Raw genomic sequence first — 19,274 nt, forward strand, 5'->3', positions numbered from 1 at the left:
GAATCGGACTTCGTGGGACGATGAAACCTGTATGACGAACACATCGCGCACTCGCAACACGACAGACGACACCGATCGCACAGGATACGACGGACCCGCAGGCTGGGCTCACGACGATCCATCGGTGGGCGAGATGCAGCTCGAAGACCGCAGCGCCCTGCGGCGCGTCGCGGGTCTGTCCACTGAACTCGAAGACATCACCGAAGTCGAGTATCGACAACTCCGCCTCGAACGGGTTGTGCTGGTCGGCGTATGGACGGGAGGCACCGCCGCACAGGCCGACGCGAGCCTCGCCGAACTTGCCGCACTTGCCGAAACTGCCGGCTCCGAGGTGCTGGAGGGGATGGTGCAGCGCCGCGACAAGCCGGACGCCGCCACCTATATCGGCTCGGGTAAAGCCGACGAGCTCCGCGAGATCGTGCTCGCCACCGGCGCCGATACCGTGATCTGCGATGGCGAACTCACGCCTGCTCAGCTCACAGCGCTGGAGAAGGTGGTCAAGGTCAAGGTCATCGACCGGACGGCACTCATCCTCGACATCTTCGCCCAGCACGCAACCTCTCGTGAGGGCAAGGCGCAGGTCTCCCTCGCGCAGATGGAGTACATGTTGCCGCGACTGCGTGGCTGGGGTGAGTCGATGTCTCGCCAGGCAGGTGGCCGTGCCGGCAGCAACGGGGGTGTGGGACTCCGCGGACCCGGTGAAACCAAGATCGAAACCGACCGTCGTCGGATCCGTGAACGGATGGCGAAGCTGCGCCGCGAGATCAAAGGGATGAAGGCAGCGCGAGATACGAAGCGGACACGCCGGCTGCGCAACCGGATCCCGTCCGTCGCGATCGTCGGCTACACCAACGCGGGCAAGTCGAGCCTGCTCAATCGGCTCACCGGTTCCGGAGTCCTGGTGGAGAACGCTCTGTTCGCGACCCTGGACCCGACGACACGACGCGCAGCGCTACCCGACGGCCGGGAGTTGGTTCTGACCGACACGGTCGGTTTCGTACGTCACCTGCCGACTCAGCTCGTCGAGGCCTTCCGGTCGACCCTCGAGGAGGTCGCCGATGCCGATCTTCTGCTGCACGTGGTCGATGGATCCGATCCTCTCCCGACAGAGCAGATCAAGGCCGTCCGCGAGGTTCTGACGGACGTGTTACGTGAGTCCGACGGACCGCCGCCGCCCGAATTGATCGTTGTCAACAAGGTCGACGCGGCCGATCCGGTCACGCTGACCCAACTCCGCGGGCTCCTGACCGATTCGGTGTTCGTTTCGGCGCATACCGGTGAGGGTGTCGACGAGTTGCGTGAGCGGCTCGGGCGCATGCTCGAGGACCCCGACGTCGAGGTGAAGGTACTTGTGCCCTACACCCGCGGCGACCTGTTGTCCCGAATCCACTCGGACGGCCAGATACTCCACTCCGCGCACGAGGCGGACGGAACACGCGTGCATGCCAGAGTTCCTCGGCCGCTCGCCTCCGTGCTGGACGAGTACGTCGTCTGATGAGTCCGCTGCGCGGCGCCGGGGTCGTCGCTGTCGTCGCGCTCGCCTGTGCTCTACCCGGTGCGGCGCTCGCCGAGGCGGATACCGCGGGCGTCCCAGTCGCGGAGTTTCCATCGGAAAACCTGTGCACACCGGACGACCCCGCACTCGACGAGCTGTCGGGCCTCGCCGCGGTCGGTGGGCGGCTGTTCGCGACCCCCGACGCGGGAGTCGACGAATCGGTGGTCGAGCTCGACCTGGATTGCACAGTGATGCAACGGTTCCCGGTTCCGGTCGACCCGTATGACATCGAGGACCTCGCGGCAGGTCCCGACGGCAGACTGTGGCTCGCGGACATCGGCGACAACACGTCAGCACGACAGACCGTGGCTCTGATCTCGCTCGACCCGGACAGCGGGGCCGGCGACCTGTACCGCTTGACCTACCCGGACGGTCCTCGCGACGCCGAGGCCGTGCTGGTATCGGCGAGCGGAGAGCCGGTGATCGTCACCAAGACGTTGTTCGGTGCGAGCGGTGTCTATCGGCCGGCTCGCGGTCGAGCACTCGAGCAGCTCGCGACACCAGGACCGACACCGCTGGAAAAGGTCGGGTCGCTCGCTCTCGGTCCTACCGACACCCCCGGCGGACCTCTTCCGGGTGCGTCGTCCACGTTGATCACCGGTGGTGCGGTGAGCCCGGACGGAACTGTCGCGGCGGTCCGCACCTACACGGACGTCTACCTGTTCCACGCGCCCGACACCGACCTGGTAGCAGCGTTGACTGCGGGCCCCGCACTGCGAATCCCGGTGCCCGACGAACCACAGGGGGAGGCGGTGGCCTTCACCTCGTCGGGCGATCTGGTGACGGGCTCCGAAGCGGTCGTTCAGGGCGGCACCCTTACCGAAGCGCGACCTCCGATCCGGGTGTGGCGTGGTGTCACCGACCATTTCGGTGCGAAGCCGGTGTCGGACACAGAATCGAACTCGGACTCGTATGCCGGGCCGATCGGAGTCGCCGCAGGTGTTGCCGTGCTCGTGGCGGTCGGCGCCGTGATCCTGAGGTTTCTGCGGACGCGACGGTCCTGAGTCGGAGGTTCCGGAACACCTGCTCCCTCTCGACCGGAACGGCAGGAAGATCTCCGGGGCCGACATCACATGCACCTGTCGTGAGTCATACGATCTCCGTCGTGAATGAACGCGTGCGACCTACGAGTCGCAACATGGGATTCGGCTGGGAGCTGCACGGAGACGGGCGGCAGATCGATGCCGGGGCGGTCGTTGCTCCCGACGAGCGGCTTTCGTGGCCGCGAACCATCGGCATCGGGATGCAGCATGTGGTCGCGATGTTCGGTGCCACTCTGCTCGTGCCCACGATCACCGGCTTCCCGGTGACCACCACGTTGCTGTTTTCCGGCATCGGCACCGTGTTGTTCCTGCTCATCACCCGCGGGCGTGTACCGAGTTATCTGGGATCGTCCTTCGCGTTCATTGCGCCCTTGACGGCCTCGGCGGGGAGCGGTCCGGCCGCGCAGCTCGGCGGTATCGTGGCGGCAGGCGTCGTGCTCGCCGTCATCGGACTGATCGTCAAGGCGCTCGGCTCGCGGGTGATCGATGCCGTGATGCCACCCGTCGTGACCGGCGCTGTGGTCGCGCTGATCGGGCTCAATCTTGCACCGACCGCTGTCGGATCGTTCGAAGCCCAGCCGTTGATCGGTGCGGTGACGCTGATCGCGATCCTTGTGGTGACGGTGCTCGGCCGCGGCCTTCTCGGCCGGCTCGGCATCCTCGTCGGTGTGGTCATCGGATGGCTCTTCGCATGGATCACCGGAGGTCTCGCGTCCGACCGCGTTGACGCGCTGAAGGAAGCGGCCTGGTTCGGCTTGCCCGAGTTGCGCGCCCCCACCTTCGAGTTGTCGGTCGTCCTGCTTGCCCTGCCGGTGGTCGTCGTCCTCGTCGCAGAGAACGTGGGTCACGTCAAGGCTGTTGCCGCGATGACAGGCCGCAATCTCGACAGTGTCGCAGGCGACGCGCTGCTCGCCGACGGTCTGGCCACCACGCTCGCGGGCGCAGGCGGAGGATCGGGAACCACCACATATGCCGAGAACATCGGCGTGATGGCCGCTACCCGGGTGTATTCGACCGCTGCGTACTGGGTGGCGGCGGTGACTGCAGTGGTGCTCGCGTTCTCCCCGAAGTTCGGGGCGCTCGTGTTCACGGTGCCCGAGGGCGTTCTGGGCGGAGCCACTCTCGTCCTCTACGGATTGATCGGCCTTCTGGGCGTGCGGATTTGGATGGACGCAAAGATCGACTTCACCGACCCCGTGAATCTCACGGTGGTCGCGGCGGCACTCGTTGCAGGGATCGGTGACCTCACGCTGTCGATCGGATCGGTGGAGCTGGGCGGCATCGCGTGGGGGTCGATAGGAATACTCGTGGCCTATCCACTGCTGCGCCGATTGGCAGAACTGCGCAGCTGATCCGCGAGTTGTCGCGGTCACAAAATCTGCTCGCTCCTGTCAGCGTCATCGTTCACGCGCGTGCATACCGTGGGTACGTCCACGTCGTCACTGACAGGAGCGCAGATGGAACGCACCCTTTTCGAGCCCGAACACGACCTGTTCCGTGAGTCGTACCGGAAGTTCCTCGAACAGGAGGTGGCCCCTTTCCACGAGCAGTGGGAGAAGGACAAGATTGTCGACCGCGAAGTATGGAAGAAGGCCGGTGCACAGGGCTTTCTGGGCATGGCAGTGCCTGAAGAGTTCGGTGGCGGCGGCGTCGACGACTTTCGTTACAACGTTGTCCTGACCGAGGAAACCACCCGCGGCGGATACAGCGGTGTCGGTTTCATGCTGCACAACGATGTCGTGGCGCCCTACCTGCTGAACCTCGCGAACGAGGAACAGAAGAAGCGGTGGCTCCCCGGATTCTGTTCCGGTGAGATCATCACCGCCATCGCGATGACCGAGCCGGGCACCGGCAGCGATCTCCAGGGCATCAAGACCCGGGCGGTTCGTGACGGTGACGACTGGGTGCTCAATGGGTCCAAGACATTCATCACCAACGGAATCAACGCCGATCTGGTGATCGTGGTTGCCTGCACCGACCCGGAGAAGGGCGCCCAGGGATTCTCCCTGCTCGTCGTCGAGCGCGGAATGCCCGGCTTCGAGCGTGGCCGCAATCTCGACAAGATCGGTCTCGATGCGCAGGACACCGCCGAGTTGAGCTTCAACGACGTGCGTGTTCCGGCGGCCAACATGCTCGGCGAAGAGGGAATGGGCTTCATCTACCTGATGCAGAACCTTCCGCAGGAGAGACTCTCGATCGCGGTCGTCGCGGCTGCCGCAATGGAGCAGGTCCTCGAGGACACCATCCAGTACTGCCGCGACCGCAAGGCCTTCGGCAAGCCGATCGGACGTTTTCAGAACACCCGATTCGAACTCGCCGAACTGTCGACGGAAACCCTGCTTGCCCGGGTGTTCGTGGACCGATGCGTCGAGTTGCTCAATGCCGGTGCGCTCACCGTCCAGGAGGCCGCGATGGCCAAGTACTGGACCACGGACAAGCAGGTCGAACTCATCGACCGCTGCCTCCAGCTGCACGGCGGCTACGGATACATGCGCGAATACCCGATTGCCAAGGCGTACCTCGATTCTCGGGTCCAGAAGATCTACGGCGGTACGAACGAGATCATGAAGGAGGTCATCGGCCGCGGGCTGAACCTCTGATCGCTGCACGTTCGTAGCGGGCGCATTACCAGAGGCCGGTAGGGCTCCATATCGATGGAGCCCTACCGGCCTCGGCGTGTAAGTAGGTCGACGACGGTCTGTGATGCGCGACGGAAATGTGCGGTCAGAGCTTGCGGATGACTGTGACCACCTTGCCGAGTACGACCGCGTCGTTGCCCGGAATCGGTTCGAACATGGGGTTGTGTGGCATGAGCCAGACATCGTTCTTCACGCGCTTGAAGGTCTTGACCGTGGCTTCGCCGTCGAGCATGGCGGCAACGATATCGCCGCTCTCGGCCACATTCTGCTGACGAACCACGACCCAGTCTCCGTCGCAGATCGCTGCGTTGATCATCGATTCGCCCACGACTTTCAGCAGGAACAACGATCCCTGGCCCACGACCTCCCTGGGCAGCGGGAAGACGTCCTCGATGGCCTCTTCTGCGAGGATCGGACCGCCTGCTGCGATCCGCCCGACGACGGGAACCAGGGCAGCCGAGGGGATGTCCTCGGAGGACGCCGCCGTGAGCTCCTCGCCGACGACGTCGGACGCGACCTGAGGGTCGTCGAATCCGCGTACATCGACTGCGCGGGGACGGTTCGGATCGCGGCGCAGCAGGCCTTTGCGCTCGAGGGTGCGAAGTTGGTGCGCGACCGAGGAGGTGCTGTTGAGGCCGACCGCGTCTCCGATCTCTCGGATGCTCGGTGGGTAGCCTCGCTCGGCAACCGAGGTGCGAATCACCTCGAGGACGCGGCGTTGACGCTCGGTGAGCGTGGTGCCGTCGGTGCCGGACGACTTCTTCCGGCTGGTCGCGGAGTTGGCGTCCGTCATGCTCGTGACCTCCGTGCGTCGAGTTTCTGATGTGTTGTGTGTGATCTATCGAATCTATCCGCATCGGTGCGGTATATCAAACATCTGTTCGAGATTGTTTCGAACAAACGGACGACAAGAATGCCGAAGCGTGATAGAAACTTCGAACAGGCATTCGTTCGAATGAATGGGCGAACCCACCCGGCTCATGACTGCCACGGAGGACCCGATGGGCACAACACTGTTGACGGAATTCCGAACGACCGATGCGGGCGGGGCTGTCGCTCTTCCGCGGCGGGCGTCCACGCTGCCGACCGGAGTCGACGGGCACCCGCCGCGGAGCGAGGGAAGGTCCTGCGCCCACCCGCCCACGCCGCGAATCGGGCTCGGGTACTCGCTGGTACAGATGCTCGCGACGGTGATGTTCACAGCCGTCGCGGTGACGGCGATCCTGTGTGTCGCACACGTTCGCACGAGCCAGGTCGCGGCGGAAGCCGTCGGCACGATACCGGTGATGACCGACTCGGCACCGCCTGCGGACGGAGTAGGGGCGGTCACCGATGGAAGATGACGACGCGGTGCCGACCTACCCGGACTCCCGGAGCACACCACACGTGCGGGTATTGTCTGAATCTGTCAGTCACACCACCCCGTGTGGTCGCGTCGGGAAGACCCTGCCCCCGGGCAGGATCGATCCTTCGAACACGACATCGTTTCGTCGGCGACGTCGCGGTCACCACGGCAGCGACGAAGGAATCGACATGTACTGCCCGTATTGCCGGCACCCCGACTCCAGGGTCGTCGATTCGCGTGAAGCCGACGAGGGCGCCGCGATTCGTCGCCGTCGGGCGTGTCCGGAGTGCGGTCGCCGATTCACCACGGTCGAAGCCGCGGTGCTGTCCGTGGTCAAGCGCAGCGGCGTTACCGAACCCTTCAGTCGTGAGAAGGTCGTGCGCGGTGTCGCGCGAGCCTGCCAAGGCCGCGATGTCGACAACGACGCCCTGAACAAGCTGGCGCAGCAGGTCGAAGACGCAGTGCGGGCCAAGGGTGCACCTGAGGTCCCCAGTCACGAGGTCGGGCTTGCGATTCTCGGGCCGCTGCGCGACCTCGACGAGGTCGCTTACCTCCGATTTGCCTCGGTGTACCGGTCATTCAGCTCCGCTGAAGATTTCGAACGCGAGATCACGGAACTGCGCGAACACCAACGCACCCGCGACGTCGCCGCCGGCGCGGAGTGACCCGTCAGGGTCGAGCCGGTCGCGACGTCAGCGGATCGAGCCGATGGCCTTGAGGATCCGTTTTTCCGACACCGGAACCCGTGTACCCATCCCTTGGGCGAACAGGCTCACACGTAGTTCCTCGATCATCCAGTAGACATCCAGGACGTCGCGCGCGTCTCGGCGTTCCTCCGGCAACCGCGCGAGCAGCTTGTCGTACGCCGCATACACCCGATCGAGGACATCCATCGCCTGGGCATCGCGATTCGCGCTCGCCGGGAGTGATTCGAGACGGTGAGCTGCAGCGGCGAGATACCGAGGCAGTTCGGCCAGCCGACGAGAACCCAGGTCGGTGACGAACCCGGCGAAGAGCAACGAAGACAGCTGCTCACGGACGTCGTCCGCCGCCTCGCCGCGCACCCGATCCAACTGCACACCCACCTCGTGAGCCTTGCTCAATACAGGCACGACGGATTTCAGCAGGTGCGCGACGCGCCGGGGAAGCTCGCTGCGCACTACCACGGCGAGTGCTTCGAATTCGTCGGGTGTCCGCACCGACTTCCCGTTGGCTGCGATCAATTCGTCGACCGCGCATGCCCGGCAGTCTTCGATGAGTGCGTCGAACGAGCCATCCGGATTACGCCCGAGTGTCAGCCGTTCCGAGTTCGTCAGCCCTGAGGTGACGACCTTCGCCTTGGTCGGCGCGGCAGCGAGAAGGAGCGCTCGCACTCCGGCGCGGGTGGCGGAACGTTGTGCCTGAGGAGTGCTCAGAACTCGTACCGCCACACCCTCGTTCTCGGGCACCAAGGCGGGATAGCCGGTCACCTGCTGGCCACCGACCTCGCGCGTGACCGTCTGCGGAAGGGTGCCGAGGGTCTCCGCCGTCCATGCGAGGGCGGGCGCCCGTTCGGTGCCCGAGGCCGCGCGGGCGACCTCGGCGTCGACCCGCGTAGCGAGTTGCTTTCGCAGTGCGGTGAGACTCTTGCTGCGGCCCAGCACCTTTCCTTGCTCGTCGATCGCTGCGAAAGTCATCTTCAAGTGATCGGGCAGCGCGGCCGGAGTGAAGTCACCCGGTTCGATCCTGCAGTTTCCGAGCCGCGACAGCTCCCGGGCGAGTGCGTTGACGAGAGGTTCACTACGCGCGGTCACCGAGGCGAGGGCAGCCTTCGCGAAATCGGGTGCCGGAACCACCTGGCGTCGAATCTGTTTCGGCAGTCCCTTGATCAGGGCGGTGACGAGTTCGTGCCGAAGTCCCGGGACGAGCCAGTCGAATCCGACGGGTCGGACTCCTGCGAGCAGCGCCAACGGGATCCTGGCGGTGACCCCGTCGTCCTCGGTGCCGGGCTCGAACTGGTAGGTCAGCGGGAATTGCAGCTCGCCCTGACGCCATGCGTCGGGATAGTCGCCTTCCAGAACCGTGGCCGCGTCCTGGTTGACCACCGTCTCGGGTGTGAAGGTCAGCAGATCCGGTTGCTCCTGCCGGGCTTTCTTCCACCAGGTGTCGAAATGCCTGGCCGAGACGACCTCCCGCCCCACACGCCGGTCGTAGAACTCGAACAGTGTGTCGTCGTCGACGACGAGGTCCCGCCGCCGCGCGCGGTGTTCGAGTTCTTCGACGTCGTCGAGCAGTGCCCGGTTCTCGTGGAAGAACTTGTGACGAGTCTGCCACTCGCCCTGTACGAGTGCGTGCCTGATGAACAGCTCGCGCGAGACCTCGGGATCGATCCGTCCGTACTGCACCCGTCGTTGCGCGACAAGCGGTATGCCGTAGAGCGTGACGCGCTCGTACGCCATCGCCGCCTGCTGCTTCGTCGACCAATGCGGCTCGGAGTAAGTGCGCTTGACCAGGTGCGGCGCGAGCTTCTCCGCCCACTCGGGTTCGATCCGCGCCGCCATCCGGCCCCACAGCCGCGACGTCTCGACCAGCTCGCCGGCCATGACCCACCGCGGTGGCTTCTTGAACAGGGACGAGCCGGGGAAGATCGCGAAGCGTGCCCCGCGCGCGCCGAGGAAGTCGCGTTTGTCGCCTTCGCGCAGCCCGACATGTGAGAGCAGGCCAGCGAGTAGCGACTGGTGGATCGCGTCGTCGGAGACCTCCTGATGTGCGGTCTCCCAGCCCAGGCCCAGCGTGATCTGGCGAAGCTGGCCCTGGAGGTCCTGCCACTCCCGGATACGCATCCAGTGCAGAAACTCGCTGCGGCACAGTTTTCGGAACTGGTTGGACGACAGCTCTCTCCGCTGTTCCTTGAGGTAGTCCCACAGGCGGAGGAAGGCGAGGAAATCCGATCCGTCGACGTTGAACCGCGCATGCTTCTCGTCTGCGGCCTGCTGATGTTCGGTGGGCCGCTCGCGGACATCTTGGATCGACAGCGCCGACACGATGATGAGGACCTCGCGCAGACATCCGTTGCGGTGACCCTCGACGATCATGCGCGCCATGCGGGGATCGACGGGCAGCCGCGCGAGTTCCCGGCCGGTACCGGTCAGGCGCGGGTTTTCGTCCTTGCCGGCGGGTTCGATTGCGCCGAGTTCGTGCAGCAACGCGATACCGTCGCGGATCGCGCGTGGGTCGGGCGGCTCGACGAACGGGAAGGAGGCAATATCGCCGAGACCGAGTGCCGTCATCTGTAGGACGACCGACGCGAGGTTGGTGCGCAGGATCTCGGGCTCGGTGAACTCCGGGCGCGACTCGAAATCGTCCTCCGAGTACAGGCGGATGCAGATGCCGTCGGCGACACGACCGCAACGACCGGCGCGCTGCCGAGCGGACGCTTGGCTGATCTCCTCGATGGGCAGTCGCTGGACCTTCGTCCTCACCGAGTATCGCGAGATGCGGGCGGTGCCGGGGTCGACGACGTAGCGGATGCCGGGCACCGTCAACGAGGTCTCGGCGACGTTGGTCGACAGCACGACACGCCGCCCGGTGTGCCCGGCGAAGACGCGATGTTGTTCGGCAGCCGACAGCCGGCCGTACAGGGGGAGGATCTCGGTGTTGCGCAACTTTCGGTCGCGCAGTGCGTCCGCAGTGTCTCGAATCTCGCGCTCGCCGGAGAGGAACACGAGGATGTCGCCGTCGCCGGCCGACTGCAGTTCTTCGACTGCCTCGCACACGGCGTCGACAGGGTCGCGGTCGACGAGTTCGTCGCCCCGCTCGACGGTCAGCGGTCGGTACCGCACCTCGACCGGGTAGGTGCGTCCCGAGACCTCGACGATCGGGGCCGGCGTCCCTTCCGCATCGGCGAAGTGCTTCGCGAATCGCTCGGGATCGATCGTGGCCGAGGTGATGATCACCTTCAGATCGGGCCGGCGGGGGAGCAGCTGCTCGAGATACCCGAGCAGGAAGTCGATATTGAGGCTGCGTTCATGCGCCTCATCGATGATCAGGGTGTCGTAGCGGCGGAGCATACGGTCGCGCTGGATCTCGGCGAGCAGAATGCCGTCGGTCATCAGTTTGACGAGAGTGCGCTCGGACACCTGATCGGTGAAACGCACCGTGTAGCCGACGGTATCGCCGAGTTCGGAGCCGAGTTCGTCGGACAGTCGCTCGGCGACCGCGCGTGCCGCGATGCGTCGGGGCTGGGTGTGTCCGATCAGACCCCGCACACCGCGTCCCAGTTCGAGACAGATCTTCGGGATCTGAGTGGTCTTGCCGGACCCGGTCTCGCCGGCCACCACGACGACCTGGTGGTCGCGGATCGCGTCCGCGATGTCGTTCTTGCGCTGGGATACCGGGAGATCATCCGGGTACCGAATCTGTGGCACCGACTCTGCGCGTCGCACGAGGCGCGAACGCGCGGAGTCGATGTCGTGGGCGATCCTGGTGAGCGCGTCGTCGCCGCGCGCTCGATCGAGGCGGCGACGGAACCGATGTTCGTCGCTGAGCGACACCTCGGTCAGCGCTGCGCGAAGTGCGCGACGGTTCGGGGCAGGAGAGATGGACATGCTGGTCACACAGCCTAGCGACTGTCGGTGCTCTCGTGCGACACCGGTGCGGAGCAAGCCGATCTGCTGAGAGGGCTGTCACTGCCGAACCGGAAAGCCGCCGCGCTCGCCGGGAACCCATACGATGGCTGGGACCGGTAGTCGTGGACAGGAGCTGACTGTGGGTGCGTTGTGGCACGGATTCGCCGACATGGGCGTCGTGGAGCGGGACGGGGCCTTCGTCGTGGCTCGTGGCGATGGCGCATACATCTGGGACGATGCGGGCACCCGCTATCTCGACGCGACGGCGGGACTGTGGTTCGCAAACGTCGGTCACGGTCGCACCGAGATCGGGGAGGCTGTCGCCGCGCAATTGGCGAAGGTCGCGCACTTCTCGAATTTCGGTGATTTCGCAGCGGAACCGACGATCGCGCTTGCGGAGAGGCTGGCGGAGATCGCGCCGATTCCCGGTAGCAAGATCTTCTTCACCTCGGGCGGCTCGGACTCGATCGATACGGCAGCGAAGCTTGCCCGCCGCTACTGGCAAGAGGTCGGCCGCACGAGCAAGACCATGATCGTCAGCCGCGAGAAGGCCTATCACGGGATGCATGTCGGCGGGACGTCGATGGCGGGGATCGCCGTCAATTCGGAGGGCTACGGCGCGCTGTGGACCGACACCGCCACCGTGCCCTGGGACGACGCCAAAGGACTGCTCGAGCTCATCGAGAAGGTCGGGGCCGACAACATCGCCGCGTTCTTCTGCGAACCGATCATCGGTGCCGGGGGCGTGTACCTGCCGCCCGACGGCTATCTCACTGAGATCCGAGACATCTGCAGAGATCACGACATCCTGTTCGTCCTCGACGAGGTGGTCACCGGGTTCGGCAGGATCGGCGGGTCGTGGTTCGCGGCGACGAGGTTCGATCTGCAGCCCGACATCGTGACGACAGCCAAGGGCCTGACGTCGGGATATCTGCCGATGGGGGCGGTGTTCGTGGCACCGTCTGTGGCCGAACCGTTCTTTGCCGGGGGTGTGTGGTGGCGTCACGGCTACACCTACGGGGGGCATGCAGCAGCAGCGGCGGCTGCACACGCCAACCTCGATATCTTCGAACGTGAGAATCTGCTCGCCGAATCCGCACGACTCGAGAAGACGCTCCACGAGAAACTCGCCCCGCTCGCGGATCATCCGCGTGTCTCGGAGGTGCGGAGCGGTCTGGGTGCGGTCGCGGCAGTGCAGCTCGCCGATCCCGGCGAGGCCCTCGGCTTCGTGAAGACTCTGCGGGAGCACGGCATCTCGGGCCGCGCAGCAGGTCAGGGGGCGATGCAGATCTCACCGTCGTTCGTCATGACGGACGAGCAGGTGCAAGAACTCGCCGATGGTTTCGCTGCGGCACTGGGCTGACCGAAGCACTCACAGCCGATTCCGGATCCGTCGCATCAGGCGGCGGATCCGGGTTGTCGGGCTCACCGGCACCTGGCGCAGCGGTACCTCCTCGGTGCCGTCCTGCGCTGCCACTGCTCGTGCGTACCGTTCATGGAGCACCGACCGGATCTCGTCGGGGCTGTAGTCGCGTCGCCTGCGCTCGTTGCGCAGGGTGATCGCGCCGGTTGCTGCGACACCCACGACGCCGGCGAGTCCGAGCAACTTCCACATCGTGCTGGTACGTAGGGCCATGCAGCGACCCTAGCGGTGAACTGCTCCTCGGGCTCCGGCTGTGCGCGGTCCATGGCACGCTTTCCCCATGCAACACGGAGACTTCTCCAGGCAACCCGGAGACGCCATGCAACCCGGTCCCGGACCATCGCGCATCACCTTGGACGAGGCGGTGGATCTCACACGCACGGGGGACATCTGGGTGTTCCGGGGTACCAGTGGGGCGGACAGGGCAATCCGAACCCTCACCAATGCCCCTGTCAACCACGTCGGCATGACGGTGGCATTCGCGGATCTGCCGCCGCTGATGTGGCATGCAGAATTGGGACGGAGCCTGCCGGACATGTGGACCGGCCGGCATCAACGCGGCGTCCAACTTCACGATCTGCGCAGCGCGGTGCAGGTGTGGGGAGTGCGCTATGGACAGCGCGGTTGGCTTCGTCAACTCTCCGACCCGGTCACCGCCGAGCAAGAGGATCAGTTGCTGCGTACCATCGCTCGCCTCGACGGAACTCCGTTCCCCTCGACAGCGAAGCTCGCCGGACGATGGTTCGCGGGACGCGTGCCGCGCCTGAAGCGACGCGAGTCCGGGCTCGAGAGTGCGTACTGCGCCGAGGTGGTTGCAGTGACGATGGAGGCAATGGGGCTGCTCGAACAGCGACGTCGCGGGAGCAGCTGGTACGACCCGGGGAGGTTCTGGAGCGGCGACAGGTTGCCGCTGGCCCCCGGTGTCGAGTTCGGAGGGGAGATCGAAGTAGCGCTCGAGGTCGCCGATGTCGCCGCGGGCGAGGCCCTCGGCGGAGATCAGTAGTCCGCGATCACATAAGTTCGCACGACGGGAGCACGCGCAACGGGGCCCCTCCGAAGAGGGGCCCCGTTGTGATGGTTCGAGAAATCAGGCGTTTGCGCCGGCGAGGATCTCGCTGGCCGTGATTGCCTGGGCAACGCCCTGGACGGTGGCGGCGACCTTGACGGCCTCCCAGACCTGCTCCTTGGTGAGGCCCTCCTTGCGCACAACGTTGTCGTGCGCTGCGGTGCAGTCGTGGCATCCGTTGATCGTCGACACTGCCAGCGACCACAGCTCGAAGTCGGACTTCTCCACTCCGGGGCTGCCGATGATGTTCATCCGAAGGCCCATGCGTACCTGGGCGTAATCGTCACCGAGGAAGCTCTTGGCCCGGTAGGCAACGTTGTTCATGCCCATGATCGAGGCTGCGCCGAGCGCGGCGTTGTACGCCTCCGCAGACAGGACGTCGGCGGCTTCCTCCGAGATCTCGGCGAGCACGGTCGCGGACTTGGTCGCGGCCGCGGCGGCGAGGAACGTGCCCCACAGCTGCTGCTCGTTGAGCTCGGTCGAGCGTGCGAGCGAACTCAGGTTGAGCTTGAGGTCCTTCGCGTACTCGGGGAGAGCGTTCTTCAGGTTGTCGACACTCACTGCAGCGCCGCCTTGACGAGCTCACCCGCATTGAGGGTCGGGTCGTTCTTCTTCCAGTTGCACGCGCACAGTTCGTCGGACTGCAGAGCGTCGAGGACTCGGAGGACCTCGTCGACGTTGCGGCCGACGGAACCGGCGGTGACGGACACGAACTGGATCTCGTTGTTCGGGTCGATGATGAAGGTGGCGCGATCGGCAACGCCGTCCGAGTTCAGGACGCCGGTGGCCGAGACGAGCTCACGGTTGAGGTCCGAGAGCATCGGGAAGGGGAGGGTCTTGAGATCCTCGTGCTGTGCACGCCACTGGAAGTGCACGAATTCATTGTCGACGGAGGCGCCGAGGACCTGCGTGTCGCGGTCCGCGAACTCCTCGTTCAGCTTGCCGAACGCGGCGATCTCGGTGGGGCAGATGAAGGTGAAGTCCTTCGGCCAGAAGAAGACGACCTTCCACTTGCCGGCGTAGTCATCGCTGGTGATGGTGGTGAAGTAGTCGTCGGGCTGTGCAGCGTCGACCTGCGACAGGTCGCCGCCGATGAGGGCCTTCAGGTTGAAAGCGGGGAACTGATCGCCGATGGTCAGCAATGCCATTTTCGGTCCTCTCGTTGGTGTCTCGTGAACAAGCGAGTCGATCACGCACACCACGCCCGATGACGTGGGTCTGTGCGTTACCGGAGGTTCCCGAGGGATCGTTCTCCGGTACGAGATTCATCCTGCCGGAAAATTTTCAAAAGGTAAAGGTGATGGCTCGCACTATACTGATAGGCGTGCCCGATCAGACTTATCATCCGACCCTGTCACAGCTGCGTGCGTTCGTGGCCGTCGCCACCTATAAGCACTTCGGCACGGCCGCAGCGCGTTTGAATGTGAGCCAACCCACACTGTCGCAGGGTCTCGCCTCGCTCGAGAACGGACTCGGGGTGCAATTGATCGAGCGGAGCACGCGTCGTGTGCTTGTGACCCCCGCAGGCGCGAGACTGCTCGCCCAGGCCAAAGCCATTCTCGACGCCGCAGACGGATTCGTCGCCGCGGCTGCGGGTGTCTCCGATGGGTTCTCGGGCCCGCTGAGGATCGGGCTGATTCCCACGGTTGCGCCCTACTTTCTCCCCGGCCTGTTGCCTGAACTCCGCATGCGCATGCCCAATCTCGCAGTGCACGTGATCGAGGATCAGACGGCCCGGCTCCTCGGTTCGCTCCGTTCGGGCACGCTTGATGTCGCAGTGCTCGCTCTGCCGTCCGAAGTGGCGGGAGTCGTGGAGATCCCTTTGTATGTCGAGGATTTCATCCTCGTTGTTCCCGCTGATCATCGCCTCGCAGGCAGAACCGATCTGCCACTGTCGATCCTCGACGAGCTTCCACTCCTGCTTCTCGACGAAGGCCACTGCCTCCGGGACCAGACCCTGGATCTGTGCCGATCCGTCGATGCCCGGCCCGATGCCGGAGACACACGGGCGACGTCGCTTGCCACTGTCGTGCGGTGTGTCGCAGGTGGCCTCGGCGTCACGCTCGTGCCCGCGTCGGCGGTGCCGGTGGAAACGGCAGGCGGGGACCTGGCCGTGGCGCACTTCGCCGCCCCCGAACCGGGACGCACCATCGGACTGGTCTTCCGGGCGTCGAGCGCGCGCGCAGACGACTACCGGGCATTGGCAGATGTGTTGCGGTCGCAAGCCCCGCCGCAGTCCCGGGTCACCGGCTGATCAGCTGCGCTGCGGAGAAATCCGATCAGCCACGTCGGCGGTTGGGACGGCCGGTGTTCTTGCCGCGTCCGGTGGCGCCCCGCCGCGATCGGGGTTTCTTGTCGCCGACCACCTTCCTCGGTTGTGAACCCTGACGCTCGCCGCGACGCTTACCCGAAGCTGCGGGTGCAGTGTCGGTTCCGGAAGGATCCTGCCTTCCACGGGAACTGTTCGCGGTGCGGCCCCGGACGATACCGACGAACTCGTCCACCTGATCGGTAGTGCGGTCGGTGAGCCACACGAGACCCACCTGCGACTGAGGGGCATCGGCGACCGGGCGATACGTCAGATCCTTACGATGATGCAGACGAGCGAGCGACTGCGGTGTCACGAGTACCCCCACCTCCGACGCGACATGCGATATCGCGTCCTCGGTGGTTGCGGGGCGCTCGAACGCTTCCTCCCCGGGCAAGCTCACCCAATCGAGCACGTCGTCGAGGGGGTGCAACACGGTCTCGTCTGCAAGGTCGGCTACCGACACCTCGTCGACGACGGCTATCGCGTGCTCCTTCGGCAGGACCACTACGGAGGTTTCCGTGTAGAGGGGGATCACCGACAGGCCGTCACGTTCGAGCGGCAACCGCAGGAGTGCGATGTCCGCCGTCCCGGCCCGCACGCACTCCGCCCCCGAGGTCGAATCGACGGGAACCAGCTCGATCGGTATCTCCGGAATCCGTTCCTTCCACACCCGAACCCATTTGGCCGGGGTCACGCCGGGGACGTAGGACAGGCGAAACGCCGCAGCGGGCTCATCGTTCACCGGAACCAGGGTACCGGTCTCGTCTCCGCTCTCAGCCTTCGACGATCTCGAACTCGTCGAAGACGACCTCGCCCGCGGCATCCGACTCGGCGAGGTTGACCTCACCGATCAGCGCCCAACCGTGATCACCCTGCGGATCCGCCAGCGTCTGGCGCACGCGCCACACTTCGGAGCCCATCTCGGCCGAGAACAACAGCGGTCCGCGCGCATCGGGGCCGGTGCCGATCTCGTCGTACTCGTCGAAGAAGAGCTCGAGCAGATCCGACCAGTCTTCCGCGTCGAGGCCGTCACCGAGGTCGGCAAGATCGTTCCAGCGACGTCGTGATGCGAGTTCGACGCGCTTGAACATCGCGTTGCGCACCATCACCCGGAACGCGCGAGTGTTCGCCGAGAGCGGTCGCGGTGTATCGGCACCGAATGCGATCTGCTGATCGTCGGATTCTGCGCCGGGGTTGGTGAGCGACTCCCATTCGTCGAGCAGAGATGAATCGACCTGCCGGATCAGCTCCCCGAGCCACTCCGTGATGTCCTCGAGTTCCTCGGTGCGCGCGGAATCGGGAACTGTCTGCCGCAGTGCCCGGTACGCGTCGGCGAGATACCGGAGTACCAGGCCTTCGGACCGCGCCAGTCCGTAGTGGCTGACCAGCTCCGCGAATGTCATCGCGCGCTCGATCATGTCGCGCACGACGGACTTCGGTGACAAGGGGAACTCGGAGACCCATGGGTGTCCGCCACGGTAGGTCTCGAATGCGGGCTCGAGGAGCTCCACGAGCGGCTTGGGCCAGGTGACCTCCTCGAGCAGTTCCATCCGCTCGTCGTACTCGATGCCGTCGGCCTTCATCTCGGCGACCGCTTCGCCACGTGCCGCATGCTGCTGAGCCATCAGGATCTGGCGGGGGTTGTCGAGGGTGGATTCGATCACCGACACCACGTCGAGGGCGTACGTGGTCGATTTCATGTCGAGCAGCTCGATCGCGGCCAGCGCAAACGGTGACAGCGGCTGATTCAGTGCGAAGTCCCGTTGCAGATCGACGGTCAGGCGCGCCATGCGCCCGTCCTGATCGGGCTCGTCGAGCTGCTGCACGACCCCTGCCTGCAACAGACCGCGGTACAGCGAAATCGCCTTGAGAATGTGTTTTCGTTGCGCAGGCCGCGGTTCGTGGTTGTCTTCGAGGAGGTGACGCATCGCGTCGAAGCAGTTGCCGGGTCGCGCAATGACGTTGAGAAGCATCGAGTTGCTCACCGCGAACCGGGACTGCAGGGGCTCCGGCGACGCGGCGATGAGTTTGTCGAAGGTGCCCTGTCCCCAGGAAACGAATCCTTCGGGTGCTTTCTTGCGCTGCACCTTGCGTCGTTTCTTGGGATCCTCGCCGGCTTTGGCGAGTGCGCGGATGTTGTCGATCTCGTGCTCGGGTGCCTGGACCACGACGCTTCCCATCGTGTCGTAGCCTGCCCGTCCGGCACGCCCCGCGATCTGGTGGAACTCCCGCGCCTTGAGCTGCCGCGTGCGGGTGCCGTCGTACTTGGTCAGCCCTGTCAGCAGAACCGTGCGGATCGGCACGTTGATACCGACGCCCAGAGTGTCGGTACCGCAGATCACCTTGAGGAGGCCGTCCTGCGCGAGCTTCTCGATCAATCGTCGGTATTTGGGCAGCATGCCCGCGTGGTGAACGCCGATTCCGTGCCGGACCAGCCGTGAGAGTGTCTTGCCGAATCCGGTGGTGAACCGGAATCCGCCCAGGGCGTCGGCGATGGCTGATTTCTCGTCCTTGGAACACATGTTGACGCTGGTGAGGGCCTGTGCCCGCTCGAGCGCGGCAGCCTGTGTGAAGTGCACCACGTAGACCGGGGCCTGATGGGTGGTGACGAGTTCTTCGATGGCCTCGCCGATCGGCACCTGAGAGTACGAGAAGGTCAGGGGAACGGGGCGTTCCGAACCCGAGACTTCAACGGTGGGCCGCCCGGTTCGCCGCGTGAGATCGTTCTTCAGGAACGTGACGTCGCCGAGTGTCGCCGACATCAGCAGGAACTGCGCATTCGGAAGTTCGACGAGCGGTACCTGCCATGCCCAGCCGCGTTCGGGTTCCGAATAGAAATGGAACTCGTCCATGACGACCTGGCCGATGTCGGAGTTCGCTCCCTCGCGCAACGCGAGATTGGCGACGATCTCGGCGGTCGCGCAGATGATCGGAGCCCCAGAGTTGACGGACGCGTCGCCGGTCATCATCCCGACGAGGTCGGCACCGAACACATCGCACAATGCGAAGAACTTCTCACTCACGAGCGCCTTGATCGGTGCCGTGTAGAAGGTCCGTTTTCCGGTGGCCAATGCGTGGAAATGAGCGCCGAGCGCGACCATCGATTTCCCCGAGCCGGTAGGGGTCGCGAGGATCACGTTGGCGCCGGAGACGAGCTCCATCAACGCCTCTTCCTGCGCCGGATAGAGCGTGATACCCCGGTCCGTCGTCCAGGAGGTGAACGCGTCGAAAAGAGAGTCGTCGTCGACAGGGTCGGGTATCAGATCCGGAAGCAGCACCGCTCCA

General features: G+C 65.1%; 16 protein-coding genes. 9 read left to right on the plus strand and 7 right to left on the minus strand.

Features of this window, described 5'->3' with window-relative positions:
- The first annotated feature begins 31 nt into the window (after positions 1-31).
- The 4 genes from hflX to MWU77_RS15420 all read left to right on the plus strand — a co-directional run bounded on the left by hflX (position 32) and on the right by MWU77_RS15420 (position 5,198).
- Positions 32-1,495 (plus strand): GTPase HflX, encoded by a 1,464-nt coding sequence (gene hflX / locus MWU77_RS15405; protein WP_169688788.1) that lies wholly within the window; start codon positions 32-34, stop codon positions 1,493-1,495.
- Positions 1,495-2,559, plus strand: coding sequence for a hypothetical protein (locus tag MWU77_RS15410; RefSeq protein ID WP_169688789.1), 1,065 nt, complete (start codon positions 1,495-1,497; stop codon positions 2,557-2,559). The genes hflX and MWU77_RS15410 overlap by 1 nt, the downstream gene beginning before the upstream one ends.
- A gap of 134 nt (positions 2,560-2,693) precedes the next feature.
- Positions 2,694-3,950: a solute carrier family 23 protein gene (locus tag MWU77_RS15415; protein ID WP_169688923.1), complete on the plus strand. Its 1,257-nt coding sequence runs from the start codon at positions 2,694-2,696 to the stop codon at positions 3,948-3,950.
- A 105-nt stretch (positions 3,951-4,055) separates the two neighbouring features.
- On the plus strand, positions 4,056-5,198 hold the full coding sequence (locus tag MWU77_RS15420) for an acyl-CoA dehydrogenase family protein (protein ID WP_169688790.1): 1,143 nt from the start codon (positions 4,056-4,058) through the stop codon (positions 5,196-5,198).
- Positions 5,199-5,322: 124 nt separating this feature from the next.
- Here MWU77_RS15420 and lexA read toward each other — a convergent pair whose 3' ends face one another.
- Positions 5,323-6,030: a transcriptional repressor LexA gene (gene lexA, locus MWU77_RS15425; protein ID WP_169688791.1), complete on the minus strand. Its 708-nt coding sequence runs from the start codon at positions 6,028-6,030 to the stop codon at positions 5,323-5,325.
- Between the two features lie 208 nt (positions 6,031-6,238).
- Between lexA and MWU77_RS15430 the strand changes: the two genes are divergently transcribed.
- The gene (locus tag MWU77_RS15430; protein WP_169688792.1) at positions 6,239-6,580 is read left to right on the plus strand and encodes a hypothetical protein; all 342 of its coding nucleotides are present in this window, start codon (positions 6,239-6,241) and stop codon (positions 6,578-6,580) included.
- A gap of 190 nt (positions 6,581-6,770) precedes the next feature.
- Entirely contained in the window at positions 6,771-7,247 is a 477-nt protein-coding gene (gene nrdR / locus MWU77_RS15435; protein ID WP_169688793.1) for a transcriptional regulator NrdR, read from the plus strand.
- A 27-nt stretch (positions 7,248-7,274) separates the two neighbouring features.
- On the opposite strand, the gene hrpA is transcribed toward nrdR, so the two are convergent.
- A complete protein-coding gene (gene hrpA / locus MWU77_RS15440; protein WP_247274208.1) occupies positions 7,275-11,168 on the minus strand; it encodes an ATP-dependent RNA helicase HrpA in 3,894 nt (1,297 codons plus the stop codon).
- A 124-nt stretch (positions 11,169-11,292) separates the two neighbouring features.
- Between hrpA and MWU77_RS15445 the strand changes: the two genes are divergently transcribed.
- The gene (locus MWU77_RS15445) at positions 11,293-12,552 is read left to right on the plus strand and encodes an aspartate aminotransferase family protein (protein ID WP_247274172.1); all 1,260 of its coding nucleotides are present in this window, start codon (positions 11,293-11,295) and stop codon (positions 12,550-12,552) included.
- Between the two features lie 9 nt (positions 12,553-12,561).
- On the opposite strand, the gene MWU77_RS15450 is transcribed toward MWU77_RS15445, so the two are convergent.
- Complete coding sequence (locus MWU77_RS15450; protein ID WP_169688795.1) at positions 12,562-12,825, minus strand: hypothetical protein; 264 nt, start codon at positions 12,823-12,825, stop codon at positions 12,562-12,564.
- A gap of 67 nt (positions 12,826-12,892) precedes the next feature.
- Here MWU77_RS15450 and MWU77_RS15455 point away from each other — a divergent pair, with 67 nt between their 5' ends.
- Positions 12,893-13,615: a hypothetical protein gene (locus MWU77_RS15455; protein WP_374229883.1), complete on the plus strand. Its 723-nt coding sequence runs from the start codon at positions 12,893-12,895 to the stop codon at positions 13,613-13,615.
- An 84-nt stretch (positions 13,616-13,699) separates the two neighbouring features.
- Here MWU77_RS15455 and MWU77_RS15460 read toward each other — a convergent pair whose 3' ends face one another.
- Positions 13,700-14,239: a carboxymuconolactone decarboxylase family protein gene (locus MWU77_RS15460; protein WP_169688796.1), complete on the minus strand. Its 540-nt coding sequence runs from the start codon at positions 14,237-14,239 to the stop codon at positions 13,700-13,702.
- Complete coding sequence (locus MWU77_RS15465) at positions 14,236-14,826, minus strand: peroxiredoxin (protein ID WP_169688797.1); 591 nt, start codon at positions 14,824-14,826, stop codon at positions 14,236-14,238. Before MWU77_RS15465 ends, MWU77_RS15460 begins: the two co-directional genes overlap by 4 nt.
- A 176-nt stretch (positions 14,827-15,002) precedes the next feature.
- On the opposite strand from MWU77_RS15465, the gene MWU77_RS15470 reads away from it, so the two are divergent.
- Entirely contained in the window at positions 15,003-15,932 is a 930-nt protein-coding gene (locus MWU77_RS15470; protein WP_169688798.1) for a LysR substrate-binding domain-containing protein, read from the plus strand.
- A 25-nt stretch (positions 15,933-15,957) separates the two neighbouring features.
- Here MWU77_RS15470 and MWU77_RS15475 read toward each other — a convergent pair whose 3' ends face one another.
- A complete protein-coding gene (locus MWU77_RS15475) occupies positions 15,958-16,731 on the minus strand; it encodes a LysR family transcriptional regulator substrate-binding protein (RefSeq protein WP_247274173.1) in 774 nt (257 codons plus the stop codon).
- 31 nt (positions 16,732-16,762) lie between these two features.
- Complete coding sequence (locus MWU77_RS15480) at positions 16,763-19,267, minus strand: RNA helicase (protein WP_247274174.1); 2,505 nt, start codon at positions 19,265-19,267, stop codon at positions 16,763-16,765.
- Positions 19,268-19,274 lie beyond the last annotated feature (7 nt).

The organism is Rhodococcus sp. F64268, assembly GCF_023015605.1.
Lineage (GTDB): Bacteria > Actinomycetota > Actinomycetes > Mycobacteriales > Mycobacteriaceae > Rhodococcus.

Coding starts and splice junctions, on each gene's coding strand:
- MWU77_RS15410 (WP_169688789.1), top strand. CDS start 1,495: ATGAGTCCGCTGCGCGGCGCCGGGGTCGTCGCTGTCGTCGCGCTCGCC.
- MWU77_RS15430 (WP_169688792.1), top strand. CDS start 6,239: ATGGGCACAACACTGTTGACGGAATTCCGAACGACCGATGCGGGCGGG.
- MWU77_RS15450 (WP_169688795.1), bottom strand. CDS start 12,825: ATGGCCCTACGTACCAGCACGATGTGGAAGTTGCTCGGACTCGCCGGC.
- hflX (WP_169688788.1), top strand. CDS start 32: ATGACGAACACATCGCGCACTCGCAACACGACAGACGACACCGATCGC.
- MWU77_RS15465 (WP_169688797.1), bottom strand. CDS start 14,826: ATGGCATTGCTGACCATCGGCGATCAGTTCCCCGCTTTCAACCTGAAG.
- lexA (WP_169688791.1), bottom strand. CDS start 6,030: ATGACGGACGCCAACTCCGCGACCAGCCGGAAGAAGTCGTCCGGCACC.
- MWU77_RS15455 (WP_374229883.1), top strand. CDS start 12,893: ATGCAACACGGAGACTTCTCCAGGCAACCCGGAGACGCCATGCAACCC.
- hrpA (WP_247274208.1), bottom strand. CDS start 11,168: ATGTCCATCTCTCCTGCCCCGAACCGTCGCGCACTTCGCGCAGCGCTG.
- MWU77_RS15420 (WP_169688790.1), top strand. CDS start 4,056: ATGGAACGCACCCTTTTCGAGCCCGAACACGACCTGTTCCGTGAGTCG.
- MWU77_RS15415 (WP_169688923.1), top strand. CDS start 2,694: ATGGGATTCGGCTGGGAGCTGCACGGAGACGGGCGGCAGATCGATGCC.
- nrdR (WP_169688793.1), top strand. CDS start 6,771: ATGTACTGCCCGTATTGCCGGCACCCCGACTCCAGGGTCGTCGATTCG.
- MWU77_RS15445 (WP_247274172.1), top strand. CDS start 11,293: ATGGCTGGGACCGGTAGTCGTGGACAGGAGCTGACTGTGGGTGCGTTG.